The organism is Pseudomonas sp. RA_15y_Pfl2_54 (assembly GCF_963971015.1).
In the GTDB taxonomy this organism is placed as follows: Bacteria; Pseudomonadota; Gammaproteobacteria; order Pseudomonadales; family Pseudomonadaceae; genus Aquipseudomonas; species Aquipseudomonas baetica_A.
Genome location: NZ_CAXAPN010000024.1, coordinates 70,016 through 84,297, shown reverse-complemented (window position 1 = coordinate 84,297; position 14,282 = coordinate 70,016). Strand labels below are relative to the sequence as shown.

At 59.4% G+C, this 14,282-nt stretch carries 14 protein-coding genes and 1 pseudogene; 9 read left to right on the top strand and 6 right to left on the bottom strand.

Features of this window, described 5'->3' with window-relative positions:
• The first annotated feature begins 174 nt into the window (after window positions 1-174).
• From AACY50_RS18220 to AACY50_RS18210, 3 genes are all read left to right on the top strand, one after another.
• The gene (locus tag AACY50_RS18220) at window positions 175-357 is read left to right on the top strand and encodes a DUF6026 family protein (protein WP_221731650.1); all 183 of its coding nucleotides are present in this window, start codon (window positions 175-177) and stop codon (window positions 355-357) included.
• Window positions 358-559: 202 nt separating this feature from the next.
• On the top strand, window positions 560-2,308 hold the full coding sequence (locus AACY50_RS18215; protein WP_339465728.1) for a phosphoethanolamine transferase CptA: 1,749 nt from the start codon (window positions 560-562) through the stop codon (window positions 2,306-2,308).
• 144 nt (window positions 2,309-2,452) lie between these two features.
• Window positions 2,453-4,696 (top strand): TonB-dependent siderophore receptor, encoded by a 2,244-nt coding sequence (locus AACY50_RS18210; protein ID WP_339538951.1) that lies wholly within the window; start codon window positions 2,453-2,455, stop codon window positions 4,694-4,696.
• Window positions 4,697-4,832: 136 nt separating this feature from the next.
• Here AACY50_RS18210 and AACY50_RS18205 read toward each other — a convergent pair whose 3' ends face one another.
• The 3 genes from AACY50_RS18205 to AACY50_RS28815 form a co-directional block, all read right to left on the bottom strand.
• Window positions 4,833-5,324, bottom strand: a complete 492-nt coding sequence (locus AACY50_RS18205; RefSeq protein ID WP_339465732.1) for a GNAT family N-acetyltransferase — start codon at window positions 5,322-5,324, stop codon at window positions 4,833-4,835.
• 245 nt (window positions 5,325-5,569) lie between these two features.
• Complete coding sequence (gene zapE, locus AACY50_RS18200; protein ID WP_339538950.1) at window positions 5,570-6,688, bottom strand: cell division protein ZapE; 1,119 nt, start codon at window positions 6,686-6,688, stop codon at window positions 5,570-5,572.
• 89 nt (window positions 6,689-6,777) lie between these two features.
• Window positions 6,778-7,095, bottom strand: coding sequence for an arginase family protein (locus AACY50_RS28815; protein WP_445261493.1), 318 nt, complete (start codon window positions 7,093-7,095; stop codon window positions 6,778-6,780).
• A 1-nt stretch (window position 7,096) separates the two neighbouring features.
• Between AACY50_RS28815 and AACY50_RS18185 the strand changes: the two are divergent.
• The 4 genes and pseudogenes from AACY50_RS18185 to AACY50_RS18170 form a co-directional block, all read left to right on the top strand.
• Window positions 7,097-7,423: pseudogene (locus AACY50_RS18185) on the top strand (LysR family transcriptional regulator); the annotation flags it as partial.
• A 232-nt stretch (window positions 7,424-7,655) separates the two neighbouring features.
• Window positions 7,656-9,122, top strand: a complete 1,467-nt coding sequence (locus tag AACY50_RS18180) for a nucleobase:cation symporter-2 family protein (protein WP_339496148.1) — start codon at window positions 7,656-7,658, stop codon at window positions 9,120-9,122.
• Between the two features lie 66 nt (window positions 9,123-9,188).
• The gene (locus AACY50_RS18175; protein WP_339465738.1) at window positions 9,189-9,662 is read left to right on the top strand and encodes an LEA type 2 family protein; all 474 of its coding nucleotides are present in this window, start codon (window positions 9,189-9,191) and stop codon (window positions 9,660-9,662) included.
• A gap of 53 nt (window positions 9,663-9,715) precedes the next feature.
• The gene (locus AACY50_RS18170) at window positions 9,716-10,261 is read left to right on the top strand and encodes a GNAT family N-acetyltransferase (protein ID WP_339465741.1); all 546 of its coding nucleotides are present in this window, start codon (window positions 9,716-9,718) and stop codon (window positions 10,259-10,261) included.
• A gap of 122 nt (window positions 10,262-10,383) precedes the next feature.
• Here AACY50_RS18170 and AACY50_RS18165 read toward each other — a convergent pair whose 3' ends face one another.
• A complete protein-coding gene (locus tag AACY50_RS18165; RefSeq protein ID WP_339538949.1) occupies window positions 10,384-11,307 on the bottom strand; it encodes a carbon-nitrogen hydrolase family protein in 924 nt (307 codons plus the stop codon).
• Window positions 11,308-11,391: 84 nt separating this feature from the next.
• Between AACY50_RS18165 and AACY50_RS18160 the strand changes: the two genes are divergently transcribed.
• Window positions 11,392-12,300, top strand: a complete 909-nt coding sequence (locus AACY50_RS18160) for a LysR family transcriptional regulator (protein ID WP_339465745.1) — start codon at window positions 11,392-11,394, stop codon at window positions 12,298-12,300.
• Window positions 12,301-12,306: 6 nt separating this feature from the next.
• Here AACY50_RS18160 and AACY50_RS18155 read toward each other — a convergent pair whose 3' ends face one another.
• The gene (locus AACY50_RS18155) at window positions 12,307-12,561 is read right to left on the bottom strand and encodes a hypothetical protein (protein ID WP_038363082.1); all 255 of its coding nucleotides are present in this window, start codon (window positions 12,559-12,561) and stop codon (window positions 12,307-12,309) included.
• 154 nt (window positions 12,562-12,715) lie between these two features.
• On the opposite strand from AACY50_RS18155, the gene AACY50_RS18150 reads away from it, so the two are divergent.
• Window positions 12,716-13,033, top strand: a complete 318-nt coding sequence (locus AACY50_RS18150; RefSeq protein ID WP_339465752.1) for a DUF883 family protein — start codon at window positions 12,716-12,718, stop codon at window positions 13,031-13,033.
• 61 nt (window positions 13,034-13,094) lie between these two features.
• On the opposite strand, the gene AACY50_RS18145 is transcribed toward AACY50_RS18150, so the two are convergent.
• Window positions 13,095-14,135, bottom strand: coding sequence for an Ldh family oxidoreductase (locus AACY50_RS18145; protein WP_339465756.1), 1,041 nt, complete (start codon window positions 14,133-14,135; stop codon window positions 13,095-13,097).
• Window positions 14,136-14,282 lie beyond the last annotated feature (147 nt).

Sequence of the window (14,282 nt, the reverse complement as noted above, 5' to 3'; positions counted from 1 at the left end):
ATTGTGCCCGATCCAGACTGATAACGCCTTGAATCGTGGCGAAGACACACCGACCATGAAAAATAAAAAAGTTCCATTCACCGACAAAAGAAACCAAAATTGGCGCCGATAGTAAGTCAGCACCCCGAATCGGGGACGACTTACAGTTGAGACACGCCATTTGCGAGGTGAGCAATGGGCACAGTACACACAGCAATGCCGCCACAAACCCTGTACGTGACAATCCGTCGCGATGAACTGCGTCAATTGAAAAACGAACGCGACCAATTGAAGCAGGAGTTGGCGCAGTTGCGCCTGCTGACCCAAGGTGCCCAGCCGCAACCTTTGCCGGTCGTTCAGCGTAACCCCCAGGCCTGAATCCCCGCCCCCGCCAGCCCCCCGGGAACGGCAGACGCTGTTCCCGAAACGACCTGCCCCGCACCACGCCAGATCCTCACAAACTTTTCACATTCCCTTGGTAATACTGCGCCCGTTCTGGCCGTACGTACGCGTGCGGCCTTCGTTCGTCGGCTACAGGGATGCTCCGGCGGTGGTTGTCACGAGTGAGCTGGAGCGCCGAATGGCATTGTTCAAACGCAGCAAAACGACTGCGACAGGTTTTGATTGGGCCGGACTTCTCTGGCTGTTCGTGTTTTTCTGGTACTTCTCGGGTATCACCCAACTGCTGATCCAGTTGACCGGCACATCCGGTTTCTCCGGGTTCCGCCAGGCCTTCTTCATGAGCGCGCTGTGGCTGGCGCCAATGCTGATGTTCCCCAAGCGCACAAAAATGCTCGCTGCCATTATTGGCGTAGTGTTGTGGGCCTGCTCGATGGCGAGTCTGGGCTACTTCTTCATCTATCAGCAGGAATTCTCGCAGAGCGTCATCTTCATCATGTTCGAGTCGAACGTGTCCGAAGCCGGCGAGTACATGACCCAGTACTTTGCCTGGTGGATGGTTCCGGCGTTCCTCGCTCACACCGCATTTGCCTATTTCCTTTGGACGCGTTTGCGTCCGGTGCACATGCCCCGTGGCCGCGCGTTCGTGGCCGCAATGGCGATTCTGATCGCCGTAGTGGGTTATCCGCTGGTCAAGCAGACCCTGCGCATGGGCAACGTTGCCCAGGGTTTCGAGAAGTTCGAATCCCGCATCGAGCCTGCCGTGCCATGGCAGATGGCGGTGGCGTATCACCGTTATCTCGACACATTGGCCGACATGCAGGACATGCTGCACAGCGCCAGCAAGATTCCTCCGCTGCACAACCTCAAGGCTGCGAATGCCGATCAGCCTTCCACGCTGGTATTGGTGATCGGTGAATCGACCAACCGTCAGCGCATGAGCCTGTACGGCTACCCACGCAATACCACGCCTGAGCTGGACAAACTCAAGGATCAACTGGCGATCTTCGACAACGTCGTCACCCCTCGCCCATATACCATCGAGGCGTTGCAGCAGGTACTGACTTTCGCTGACGAATTACATCCGGATCTGTACCTGGCCACGCCATCGCTTGTCAGCATGATGAAACAGGCGGGTTACAAGACCTTCTGGATCACCAACCAGCAAACCATGACCAAGCGCAACACCATGCTCACGACTTTCTCCGAACAGGCCGACGAGCAGGTGTACCTGAACAACAACCGCAATCAGAACGCCGCCCAGTACGACGGCGACGTGATCGAGCCATTTAACAAAGCATTGGCCGACGCTGCACCGCGCAAGCTGATCGTCGTGCATCTGCTCGGCACCCACATGAGCTACCAGTACCGCTATCCGCCGAGCTTCGACAAGTTCCAGGATCGCAACGGGGTGCCGGCCGGTGTGCGTGACGATCAGGTGCCGACCTACAACAGCTACGACAACGCCGTGCTGTACAACGACTTTGTGGTGTCGAGCCTGATCAAGGATTACGCCAAATCCGATCCGAATGGTTTCCTGCTTTACCTGTCGGACCACGGTGAAGACGTGTTCGACTCGGTGGGCCACAAGACCTTGGGACGCAACGAAAACAAGCCGACCGCGCCGATGTACACCATTCCGTTCATGGCTTGGGCCTCGCCGAAATGGCGCGAAAACCATGACTGGAACCTCGCCGGCGACCTTCAGCGCCCTTACAGCAGCTCGCATCTGATCCACACTTGGGCCGACATGGCAGGTTTGAGCTTCGATGAGCTCGACCGTAGCAAGAGCCTGGTCAGTGACAGCTTCAAACCTCGTCCACTGCTGATCGGTAACCCCTACCAGCGCCAGCAGAAGGCATTGATCGACTTCAGCCTGATGAAGCCGAAAACGCCCGAAGGTCCGACACGCGCAGTGGTTAAGCAATAAAACCGAGAAGGGGCCGAGACTGGCCCCTTTTTCATGAACGAAATATCCACAAATAATAATAATTCGCGTTTATCACTAAATAGCAGTTCCTCGCTTCGTCTTTGAACAAACGGATTTTTTCTCAAAGACAAGGAGTCGGCTGCGATGCTTGCGCCCATCACCCGTTCCATAACCCTCACTCTCGGCTTCTGTGCAACCGCTCTGAGCCCCGATCTTTTGGCTGAGCCCGAGCCCGATAAAGCCCCGCCGCCAGCGTCTGCGCTGGAACTGGCATCGACCCACGTCACCGCCCAAGGCCTGGGTCGCACCACCGAAAACACCGACGCCTACACCACCGGAGCCATGAGCACCGCGACACGGCTTAATCTGTCGATCAAGCAAACCCCACAATCGGTGTCCGTGGTCACCCGCCAGCAGATGGATGATTTCAAGCTCAGCACGTTATCCGAAGCCATGAGCCAGACCACAGGCATTGTGGTGCAACACAACGACTCGGACCGTGTCAGCTATTCGTCACGCGGTTACTCGATCAACAATTTCCAGATCGACGGGATGCTAAACACCTTTGATCGCATGAAGACCGACGCCGACACCATCATCTACGACCGCATTGAAGTTGTGCGCGGCGCCACAGGCCTGACCACCGGCGCGGGCGATCCCTCGGCGACCATCAACATGGTGCGCAAGCGCCCGACGGCGCAATGGCAGACGCTCGCGGGGGTCAGTGGCGGCAGTTACGACGATTACTACAGCTACGTGGATGTCGGCGGCCCGCTGGCCTTCGAGGGTCGCTTGCGTGGGCGCACCGTGCTGGCTTATCGCGACAGCCAATCGTTTCGCGACAAGTACGCGCTGCAACGCGAAGTCGGCTACGGGATTATTGAGGCGGATCTGAGCGAATCCACCGTGCTGGCGGTGGGTTATGACTATCAGGACAAACAGGTGCAGGGCTCGTCCTGGGGCACCGTGCCCTACTGGAACGCAGACGGTAGCAAGGCCAGGCTCGGTCGATCGACGAATATGGCGACATCCTGGAGTTCGTGGCCGCTCAAGGACAAGACCGCATTCGCCACCCTTGATCAGGAACTGGCGGGAGGATGGCACCTGAAAGCCGCTTACACTCACCGCCAAAGCGACGTAGACGGCAAGGTCTACTACGGTGGTGAAGGTTTTCCCGAGGCTGACCGCAGCGGCATGGTCGCCTATAGCTCGCACATGATCGGCACGCAGAAAATGAACGTCTATGACTTCAACGTTTCAGGCCCTTATTCGCTACTCGGTCGCGAGCACGAAATGATGTTCGGTTACGGCGAGGCCCAGCACCGCTCCTACTCCCCCAAAACCGTCAATGGTCCGCGCGTTGCGGATTACGGCAGCCTAAGCGACTGGAAATACATGGGCGATATCGCCAGGTTCCCCGATACCGTCACCGGACTGACCGGTTCCAAGGGCAGCACCCGTCAGAAGGCTGGCTACATTGCTACCCGCTTGAGCCTGACAGACGAACTGCAGGCCGTGCTCGGTAGTCGTTATGGCAGTTGGGAAGGCAAAAATGCCGATCACTACTATGACGGGAACCTGCAACTGACCAGCGTTGACACAACCCGCCAACACCAAAACGACATCTGGACGCCCTACGCCGGCCTGCTCTATGACCTGACGCCGCAATACACCGCCTACATCAGCTACACCGATATTTTCAAACCACAGAGCAACCGTGACAGCAGCCGCAATTATCTGGAACCGGTCGTTGGCAGCAACTACGAAGTGGGACTCAAAGGCAGTTTGCTCCAAGAACGCCTCAACATGGCAACGGCGCTGTTCTGGAGCAAGCAGGACAACGTTGCCGAAGTCGACAATTCGGTGCCGCCAGACCCCGTCACCCGCGAGCAGTTCTACAAATCCGGCGGCAAGGGCAACAAGGTCAATGGCTTCGAAGCCGAAGTCTCCGGCGAAATCCTCAACGGCTGGAATGTGACCGCCGGTTATACCTACACCCACTCGGCCAACGGCGAAAAAAAGCGCACCCATGAAAACCAGCCACTGCACCTGCTGCGGCTGTCCACGGCATATCGTTTGCCGGGCGAATGGCAAGCGTTGACCGTAGGCGGAGCAGTGAATTGGCAAAGCCGTATTCTCGGCGATTCGAATCGCCCGGTCAGGCGCAATGCTGCGGGTGACTTCGTCACCGAAAATGCCCGAATTCACCAGGGCGCTTACACCGTGGTCAAGCTGATGTCGCGCTATGCAATCGACAAAAACCTCTCGGCCTCGCTGAACGTCGACAACCTGTTCGACAAGAAGTACTACGAGAATGTGGGCTTCTACAACGGTGTGTTCTGGGGCGATCCGCGCACGGTGACGTTGAGTCTGGACTGGAGGCTCTGACGCTGATTGGCGGGACGAGGGGCTTGCTCCCTCACCCAAAATCTACTGTGAACAGACTGCCGCCCAAGATCTGATAGTCCCGTTCTGGCTTGGAGATGGACAGTTGGGCGCCCTCTCGAGGCGCCTTTTTTTACGACTACAGTTCCTTGATCCAATACAGCATGCGCCCATGAGCCGGGTCGAACATGCCAGGGGCGAAGCCGAATTTGCTGTAGGCGTTCTGTGCCACGGCGTTGCCTTCCAGCACTTCGAGGGTGATCTTGCAGCAGCCGCGCTGCCGGGCAATTTCCTCGACTTTGTGCAGCATCTTCTGGCTCAACCCCAAGCCGCGAAATGTGCTGATCACTGCCACATCGTGGACGTTGATCAAGGGTTTGCAGGCGAACGTGGAAAACCCTTCAAAACAGGTCACCAGCCCTGCCGGCTCGCCACCGACAAACGCCAACACGCTGAATGCGTGCGGGCGGCGCGCCAGTTCTTCGGGTAGCCGTCGCAATAATTCAGGATCGAGCGAATGGCCGCCACCCATCGGGTCTTCGGCATAGTGGTTGAGCACCACGCCGATGGCCTCGGCATGCAGTGGATTGGTGTAGCTGGCTTGAAGCACAAGAATTTCTGCGGAATCCATTTCCATCCCCGAACACACAAAAGCCCCGGCGCGCAAAGTGCGTACTGAAAGGCTGCTGCGACATTAGCGCGGGGGCCTGCGCGGCGACAACCGGCACGTCAAAAATTATTGTTCAGAGCCCCAGGATCAACTCTTGTGTCCAACCGGCTTCGGCGAAATCCTGCGCACGCAACCCGGCATCGCCCACGCAAAGGAATTCGTTCGAATGATGGATGGCGGCGGGGTCATGGTGGCGCCCTTTTCATTCAAGCGTCGGCAAAACGCTGCAACTGCATCTCCTGCAAGCGACTGAGCGTGCGGCGGAACGGGAACTGCAGATAGCCCTCGGTATACAGCGCCTCCATCGGCACCTGCGCCTCGACGTACAGCGGCACCTTGCGGTCGTAGCACTCGTCAACCAGGGCGATGAAGCGCCGTACGCCATCGTCGTGAACCGACAGCTGCGGCAATTGCCGATCGCCCGCCACTACCCGCTCGGCGCCATCTTCGGTGCCACGAGCGATACGGCCCTCGCGTTTCTGCGCGCTGAGGTTCGGCACGTCGCTCACCACAATAGCCCGGTAACGGTCGCACAGCGTGATGAAATCCATGGCGGCGAAGGGTTGCTCGCACAGATCAGCGTAACGACACCACAACACCGTTTCAGTGCTTTGCACCACGTTCAACAGCCGATGGCCGACCGTCACGGGATCAGTACGAGAGGATTGCCCCTCCGTCAGCACTTCAAAGACTTGTTTCAAGGCGCTGGCCTCGCCTTGTATAGCGACAAAATAACGCTGCTGGATCGCGCCCGGATGCAAGCGATGATCCTCGGCGCCGTTCACCGCCACCACTTGCATATGCGTTTTGATCGCGGCGATTGCCGGGACAAAACGGTCGCGATTGAAGCCGTCGGCGTACAAATCATCCGGCGGCAGGTTGGAGGTACAGACAATCACCACGCCTTCGTCGAACATCACCTGAAACAGCCGACCGAGAATGATCGCGTCGCCGATGTCGTTGACGAACAACTCATCGAAACACAGCACCCGCACCTCGGCGGCTAACTCTTTAGCCAGCGCCCGCAGCGGATCGGCGATCCCGGTCAATTGAAACGAGCGCTGGTGCACCCAGCCCATGAAGTGATGGAAGTGTTGACGCCGCGCCGGCACTCGCAGGCTCTGATAAAACTGATCCATCAGCCAGGTCTTGCCGCGCCCGACCGGCCCCCACAGATAGACGCCAGTGACCGAACGCGCATCGGCATGCAGGGCTTCATGGCATTTTTGCAGCGCAAAGACGGCATGTTCCTGAGCTTCATCCTGGATGAAGCCCTTGTGTTCGATGGCATGCTGCCAGGCGCTTAGAGGGGAGTCGAAAGTCATGCGCGGGAGTATGCCACGATGGCCTTCTGCATCCTGTGGCTTTTTCTGTGGGCGCGGGCTTGCTCGCGCCCACAGGGGCCATTGATGTTTTAGAGGTCGACTTTGTGTTTGGCGGCGTACAGGCAGAGCATTTCCATGGCCAATGTCGCTGCCGCCAAGGAAGTCACTTGCGCATGATCGTAAGCCGGGGCCACTTCAACGACGTCCATGCCCGTTTCCAGCACTTCGCAAGTATCGAAGGTGTCATAGCGCACATGAATGCCGGTTTCCCGCTCAAAACGCTGCAAGGTTGCCGGCGGCACGTAATCGGCCCAACTATAGAGGTTGAGGGTCTTGTCCTCAGCGTGGGCATGGATGGCCACGGACAACAACAGCGCGGGGAAACACAGCCTGGATAGGGGAGGCATGATCAGCCAGCAAATGGCCAAACTGGAAACTCGCTTGGGTTATCGCCTGTGCAGCCGTGGCAATAGCGGGTGCAGCGTCACGCCCAAGGGCGAGCAACTGCTGATCGCCATCCGCACGTTGTTTGAATCGATTGAAGTCTTTCGTCATCAATCCAACGGTGTTGCCGGGCGCCTGATCGGTGAGGTGCGTTTGGGCATTTGCGAGGCCGTTGATCAATCGGTCTTGCAGCGGGTCGCCGAAACGATCCGACGCTTTCGCGAGCGAGATGAATCTGTGCGCATCGAGTTGATCAGCGCGATGCCCGGCGAGATGGAGCGTTTGCTGCTGTAACAGCGGCTGTGCGCAACAGGTCACCCGCTGTTTACCGACGATGCCCCCAGCGATGCGCAGATTGCCTTTGAAGAGGATTTGCTCCACGCGTTTGCTTGAATCGATTTGGCAGGCGCCCCACAAAAGCTGACCTTTCAGGCAGTTTTATTGCGTTGCCCTCGCCGCCCTCTTCCGGCATTCTGCGCCTCCATTTTCTGACCCGGCCCCGCCTCACGGCGCGCAAAACACCATGACCGCCTCTGAAAAAGCCCCGCGCAACAACGATCTGATCTACGGCCTAAACGACCGACCGAACCTCACCGCCACGGTATTTGCCGCGTTGCAACATGTGCTGGCGAGCTTCGTTGGCATCATCACGCCGACCCTGATCATGGGCGGTGCTCTCGGTCTGCAAAGCGAAATCCCCTACCTGATCAGCATGGCGCTGTTCGTCTCCGGCCTCGGCACTTTCGTGCAAGCCAAGCGATTCGGCCCGGTAGGCTCAGGTCTGTTATGCCTGCAAGGCACCAGTTTTTCTTTTATCAGCGTGATCCTCAGTGCCGGGTTCATGGTCAAGGCACGGGGCGGTGGTACTGACGAGATTCTTTCAACGATCTTCGGTGTGTGCTTTTTCGCCGCGTTCATTGAAGTGGTGCTGAGCCAATTCATCGGCAAGTTGCGCATGCTGATCACCCCGGTGGTGACCGGCACGATCATCACGCTGATGGGCCTGTCGCTGATCAAAGTGGCGATGACCGACATTGCCGGCGGCTTCGGCGCGGCGGATCTGGGCGCGGCCAGCCATCTCTTTCTGGCGGCGCTGGTACTGGGCACCATCGTGGTGCTGAACCGGGTCGATGTGCCGTTCCTGCGTTTGGGCGCGATTGTGATCGGCCTGACCTTCGGCTACGTCGTCGCGTGGCTGATGGGCACCGTCGATTTCGCCAGTTTGCCCCAAGTGCCGCTGGTTAGCGTGCCCGTGCCGTTCAAGTACGGTTTCAACTTCGATTGGGTGGCGTTCGTGCCGGTGGCGGTGATTTTCCTGGTGTCACCGCTGGAGGCGGCGGGCGATCTGACCGCCAACTCGATGATCTCCCGGCAGCCGGTCAAAGGCCCGCTGTACATCCGCCGGATCAAGTCCGGGCTGCTCGCCGACGGTCTCAACTCGGCCATGGCCGCCGTGTTCAACAGCATGCCGATGGTGACGTTCGCCCAGAACAACGGCGTGATTCAGCTCACCGGCGTGGCCAGCCGCTATGTGGCGTTCTTTATTGCCGGCCTGCTGGTGGTGTTGGGGTTATTCCCGATGATTGGCGCGGTGCTGCAACTGATGCCCAAGCCGGTACTCGGCGGCGCCGAACTGGTGATGTTCGGCACTGTGGCCGTGGCCGGGATCAAGATCCTCGCCGAGGCTGGCCTGCATCGGCGCAACATGCTGATCGTGGCGATCTCCCTCGGCATGGGCCTGGGCATCGCTGCCGTGCCGCAAGTCCTGCGCGAGTTGCCACAAGCACTGCGCAACATCTTCGAATCGCCGATCACCGTCGGTGCGTTGTGCGCTATCGTGCTGAACATCTTCCTGCCGGAAGAATTCATCGAACTGGAAGAAGATGACTTCGACCCGGAAGCCTCTATTCTTCAGGTCATGGAAAACCCGGACGTTGCGGCCAAAGGTGAACCTGCCTCACTGGCGGCTGTCGCACAGTTGAACCGCTAAACGCTACGCCTGCGAAAAAGGGCTGAGCCGGCAACGGTTCAGCCCTTTTTTGTTGAGAGACTGTTTATGCGCCGCCTCCACGCCGTCATCCTGTCCCTGCTTGTGCTTTCCCTCAGTGCCTGCGCGCTGTTCCCCAACCGCGACCCGGTGAACATCAATGTGGTCGGTATCGAACCGCTGGCCAGTCAGGATCTGGAAGTACGCTTCGCCATCAAATTGCGCGTGCAAAACCCTAACGAAACCGCGATCGACTACAACGGCATTGCCTTGGATCTGGAGGTCAACGGCCATTCACTGGCCTCCGGCGTGAGCGACCAGAGCGGCTCGATTGCGCGGTTCTCCGAAGCCATCGTCAGCGTACCGGTCAGCGTTTCGGCGTTTTCCGTTCTGCGCCAGACCCTCGGCCTGAGCCAGACGCAAACCCTCGACAACCTGCCCTACGTGCTGCGCGGCAAGCTCGCGGGCGGCTTGTTCGGCACCATGCGCTTTGTCGACAGCGGCAAACTCAGCCTGCCCAAGACCAGCGCCGCGACGTGGTAAAAATGCGTTAACCTGGCACGTTGAACAAAGACACTCATTGAGGCCGCAGTTTCATGGAAGAAACACCGACGTTAAACACCGAACGGCTGGTCCTGCGCCCACTGCAACTGGCGGATGCAGAAGCCGTGCAGCAAGCATTTGCACATTGGGAGGTGGTTCGCTACCTCAATGCCGCCGTCCCGTGGCCGTACCCCGAGGATGGCGCCCTCACCTACCTGCGCGACATTGCGTTGCCGGCAGCAGCGGCCGGCACGCAATGGCACTGGTCGATTCGGCTGAAGTCCGCCCCCGAACAATTGATCGGCAGCATCAGCCTGATGGATCAACAGGACAACAACCGAGGGCTCTGGCTGACGCCGCAGTGGCAAGGTCAGGGCTTGATGACAGAGGCCTGCGCGGTGGTCAACGATTACTGGTTCAAAACCCTTGGGCGCCCACTGATGCGTGTGCCAAAAGCGGCACCGAACATTGGCTCGCGCAAGCTCTCAGAGCGTGCCGGGATGCGCCTGATTCGTACCGATGAAGATGATTTCGTCAGCGGCCGCTTCCCCCAGGAAACCTGGGAAATCACCCGCGAAGAATGGCTGCACCCGCGATAACCCCGAACACAACACAAAACCCCTGTGGGAGCGGGCTTGCTCGCGAAGACGGCGTAACAGACAACATCAGTGTTGAACGTAAACACGCTTTCGCGAGCAAACCCGCTCACACAGGTTTTTTATCAGACGGTGAAACGCACGCCAGGTTTGGCCCGTTCGTCCACGCTCAGCTCGAAGATATCCGGCCGGGCGTAATGGCCAACCACATCGTAGTCATATCGCGCGCGCACCAACTCGTCAGTGTCGATTTCGGCAGTGAGCAACCCCGCCTCGCCGCGCAATGGCCCCGCCAACACATCGCCCATCGGGCCGACGATCACACTGCCCCCGGCAATCAACGGACGATCCGCCGGCCAGTTGGCAATCTCCACGCCCAGTTCATTCGGTGAGGCTTGCACCTGACAGGCGCTGACCACAAAGCAACGGCCCTCATGGGCGATGTGGCGCATGCTGACCTGCCACATCTCGCGCTCATCGACGGTCGGGGCGCACCAGACCTCCACGCCCTTGGCGTACATCGCCGTGCGCAGCAACGGCATCATGTTTTCCCAGCACACCAGCGCACCAAGCTTACCGACCTGACTGTCGAGCACCGGCAACGTCGAGCCATCGCCCTTGCCCCAAATCAGCCGTTCCGTGCCGGTGGGCATCAGTTTGCGGTGTTTGGCGAGCAGCCCGGCCTGCGGATCGAAGTACAGCGCCGTGCAATACAGCGTGCTGCCGGCGCGCTCGATCACGCCGATCACCAGATTGGCCCCGGTGCGCGCAGATAACCCGGCGAGCGCTTCGGTTTCCACCCCCGGCACATCGATGGCGTTGGCGAAATATCGCGCATACGCCTCGCGACCTTCGGGCAAGCGATACCCCAGTTGCGTGCCAAAAGCCTCACCTTTTGGATACCCGCCGAGCAAAGCTTCGGGCATCACCACCAGCGCCGCGCCGGATTCAGCGATCGCCGCTTCCCAACTGAGAATCTGTTCCAGGGTGTCGCCTTTGCCACCGGGCAAGGCGCCGATTTGCAGCGCAGCAACGATTGATTTAGGCATGAAGCTCACTCCATCAAGATCAGGTGTTGCTGATTCTCCAGCGCGGCGCGATCATGAATAAAGCCCCGTTTACTGCTGAATGATATGAGCCATATGAATATCACCACCGTCGACCTCAACCTGCTCAAAGTCTTCGAAGCCCTGCATGAAGAGTCGAGTGCCAGCCGCGCGGCGCTGCGTCTGGGCGTGACGCAATCGGCGGTCAGCGCGGCATTGCGCCGTTTGCGCGAGGTCTATGGCGATCAATTGTTTGTCCGCACCGGGCGCGGCCTGGCGCCGACGCTCAAGGCCAATCAACTGAAACCGGTGGTCAGCGAGGCGCTGAACAAATGCCGGCAAAGTCTGGCGATGGTCGATCCCGCAGCCAATCAGTATGAAGGCCGTTCCGTCACGGTGGGCCTGTCGGACGATTTCGAGATCGCCTACGGCCGGCGCTTGATCGAAGAAATCGCCCGAAGCGCACCGAAACTGCGACTGATCTTCCGTCAGACCCACAGCCAGATCGTCGCCCGCGCCCTGATGGAGCGCAGCATCGACCTGGCGATCACCGCTGGCGGTTTTGCCGAACGCCTGCTCAGCCGTCAGGTGTTGGGTGAAGGGGGTTATGCGTGCCTGGTCGATCCGGTGAGCCTTGCGCCCGGCCAGCAACAGATTGCTCTGCAAGAGTTTGTCGCCCGCGAGCACATTCTGGTGTCGTCCGGTGGTTTTATCGGGATCACCGATGAAGGGCTCGCGGCGCTGGGCTTGAGTCGCCGGGTGTGTGCCTCGACAACGCATTTCGCGGCGCTGCCGTACCTGCTCAAGGGCAGTCAGGCGGTGGCGACGATCCCGGCACATGCCGCCGAGCGCATCGCCGCACTCAGCGGTCTGGCGCTACTGGCCTGCCCGCTGGCCTTGCCGCGTTATCCGATTGAACTGGGCTGGCGCACCAGCACACAGATCGATCCCGTGGTGGTCAAGGTCCGCGAGGCGATTGCAGCCTGCTTCAGGTAAAACGCGTTACTTGTTGGCGGCCATCAAGCGGTTGACTTCACTGCGCACCATATTGGCAAACTCCGGCGGCGACATGCCGTCCAGCTCAGCCCGGACCCACTCGGCCCATTTGCCCTTGCGCTTGGCGCGTTCGCCGAACAAACGCGCAGCTTCGCCTTTGGCTTTGCCCAGATTGTTCTGCCAGAGTTCGAACAGACGGGATTTCTCGTCTTCCAGCGCGGCGCGCTCTGCGAGGGATTTGTCGGCCAGATTGAAACTCATGGGGAATTATCCTGCTGCGTAAAATGGCGACATCTTACACGCTCGGCGGAAATCTCCCGTGCAGGTTTTTGTCACTGAGCTAAATTCAGTGCAACTTTTTAGCTGACGCCGGACTCCATTGATCACTGTCCATTCACCTGCAAGGAGTCACCCAATGGCCCGCAAATCCGCCGCGCAAAACGCCGAGGATCAAATCAAGGATCAAGCCTTCAGCGAACTTCAGGCGCTGATCGAAGAGTCCGACAAACTGCTCAAGAGCAGTGCTTCACTGGTTGGCGAGGAAGCGGAGAACTTGCGCGGCCAAATCACTCTGAAACTGCAGCAAGCGCTGGATTCGGTATCGAGCGTGCGCGATCGCACCAAACCGGCCATCGATGCCACCGAGAACTACATCGGTGGCCATCCGTGGCAGACCGTGGCCATCTCGGCCGGTTTCGGTCTGGTGGTCGGTTTGTTGCTCGGTCGCCGCTAAGCCCCGTGCGACATGAAAAAGGCGAGTCTGGTGACTCGCCTTTTTCATGTCGGCGCAAAACTCAATAACCGGCCAGTTCCCGCAACTGCGCCAGGGTTTGCTCATCCAGCACAATGCCCTCGGCCTGCGATCTGGCACGCTGCAAATGCCGACGATCACCCGGCAATCGTTTAAGCCCGACACCGTGCATCTGGCGCACCAGTTCCTCGCTGCGTTCGGCAAATCCTTGACCGGCCGCTTTGCTCGGGTCAATCACGATCAGCAACTGCCCGGTCCACGGCGTTTTGGCGCCGGGATGGTTTGACCAGTCGAACTCGAATGAGAAATTGCCGCCGGTCAGCGCCGCTGCCAGTAGCTCCACCATCATCGACAACGCCGAACCCTTGTGGCCGCCAAACGGCAACAACGCCCCGCCTTCGAGAATCGCCCTGGGGTCCTGAGTTGGCTGACCCAGGCTGTCCACGCCCATACCTGCCGGTAGCCGTTCGCCTTTGCGCGCAGCGATCTGCACGTCGCCATGAGCAATTGCGCTGGTGGCCAGGTCGAAGACAATCGGGGCAGCGCCGGCCCGTGGCGCGGCAAAGGCAATCGGGTTGGTGCCGAACAGTGGCCGATCAGCGCCGTGGGGCACCACACAGGTCATGCTGTTGACCACGCTCAGTGCCACCAGACCTTCTTCAGCGAAGGGTTCGACATCCGGCCACAGGGCTGCAAAGTGATGCGAGTTGCGAATCGCCAACACTGCGATCCCCGCGCTACGGGCCTTCTCAACCAGCAACGGCCGGGCGGCTGCCAGCGCTGGCTGGGCAAAACCGTTGCCGGCATCGACGCGCACGAAACCCGAGGCGACGTCTTCGACCTGCGGTATGGCATGTCCGTTGACCCAGCCGCTTTTCAGGGTCGAGACATAGCCCGCAATCCTGAACACGCCGTGGCTGTGGGCACCATCACGTTCGGCCCCGGCGCAGTTGGCGGCCAGCACCTTGGCGACCTCCGTCGACGTGCCATGGCGCAGAAAAATCGTTTCAAGCAATTGCGTCAGCGCTTCGAAAGTTAACGAGGTCGAGGCAGCAGAAGACACAGGGTTGAGTGGCGCAGACATCTGAAGCTCCAGAATGATGATTGGAGGGAACAACAGCGTACCGACAACTTGCGAACCGATTAACCACGCCCAAGCGCCCCCCTGTCAACCCTGCAACAGCATGACCCGCGCTCGCGCTCGCAATGCGATAACTATCTACCGCCTCTG

Bases quoted from the DNA above. Each gene is read 5' to 3' on its own strand.
- AACY50_RS18220 (WP_221731650.1), top strand. From the start codon at position 175: ATGGGCACAGTACACACAGCAATGCCGCCACAAACCCTGTACGTGACA.
- AACY50_RS18215 (WP_339465728.1), top strand. From the start codon at position 560: ATGGCATTGTTCAAACGCAGCAAAACGACTGCGACAGGTTTTGATTGG.
- AACY50_RS18210 (WP_339538951.1), top strand. From the start codon at position 2,453: ATGCTTGCGCCCATCACCCGTTCCATAACCCTCACTCTCGGCTTCTGT.
- AACY50_RS18205 (WP_339465732.1), bottom strand. From the start codon at position 5,324: ATGGATTCCGCAGAAATTCTTGTGCTTCAAGCCAGCTACACCAATCCA.
- zapE (WP_339538950.1), bottom strand. From the start codon at position 6,688: ATGACTTTCGACTCCCCTCTAAGCGCCTGGCAGCATGCCATCGAACAC.
- AACY50_RS28815 (WP_445261493.1), bottom strand. From the start codon at position 7,095: ATGCCTCCCCTATCCAGGCTGTGTTTCCCCGCGCTGTTGTTGTCCGTG.
- AACY50_RS18180 (WP_339496148.1), top strand. From the start codon at position 7,656: ATGACCGCCTCTGAAAAAGCCCCGCGCAACAACGATCTGATCTACGGC.
- AACY50_RS18175 (WP_339465738.1), top strand. From the start codon at position 9,189: ATGCGCCGCCTCCACGCCGTCATCCTGTCCCTGCTTGTGCTTTCCCTC.
- AACY50_RS18170 (WP_339465741.1), top strand. From the start codon at position 9,716: ATGGAAGAAACACCGACGTTAAACACCGAACGGCTGGTCCTGCGCCCA.
- AACY50_RS18165 (WP_339538949.1), bottom strand. From the start codon at position 11,307: ATGCCTAAATCAATCGTTGCTGCGCTGCAAATCGGCGCCTTGCCCGGT.
- AACY50_RS18160 (WP_339465745.1), top strand. From the start codon at position 11,392: ATGAGCCATATGAATATCACCACCGTCGACCTCAACCTGCTCAAAGTC.
- AACY50_RS18155 (WP_038363082.1), bottom strand. From the start codon at position 12,561: ATGAGTTTCAATCTGGCCGACAAATCCCTCGCAGAGCGCGCCGCGCTG.
- AACY50_RS18150 (WP_339465752.1), top strand. From the start codon at position 12,716: ATGGCCCGCAAATCCGCCGCGCAAAACGCCGAGGATCAAATCAAGGAT.
- AACY50_RS18145 (WP_339465756.1), bottom strand. From the start codon at position 14,135: ATGTCTGCGCCACTCAACCCTGTGTCTTCTGCTGCCTCGACCTCGTTA.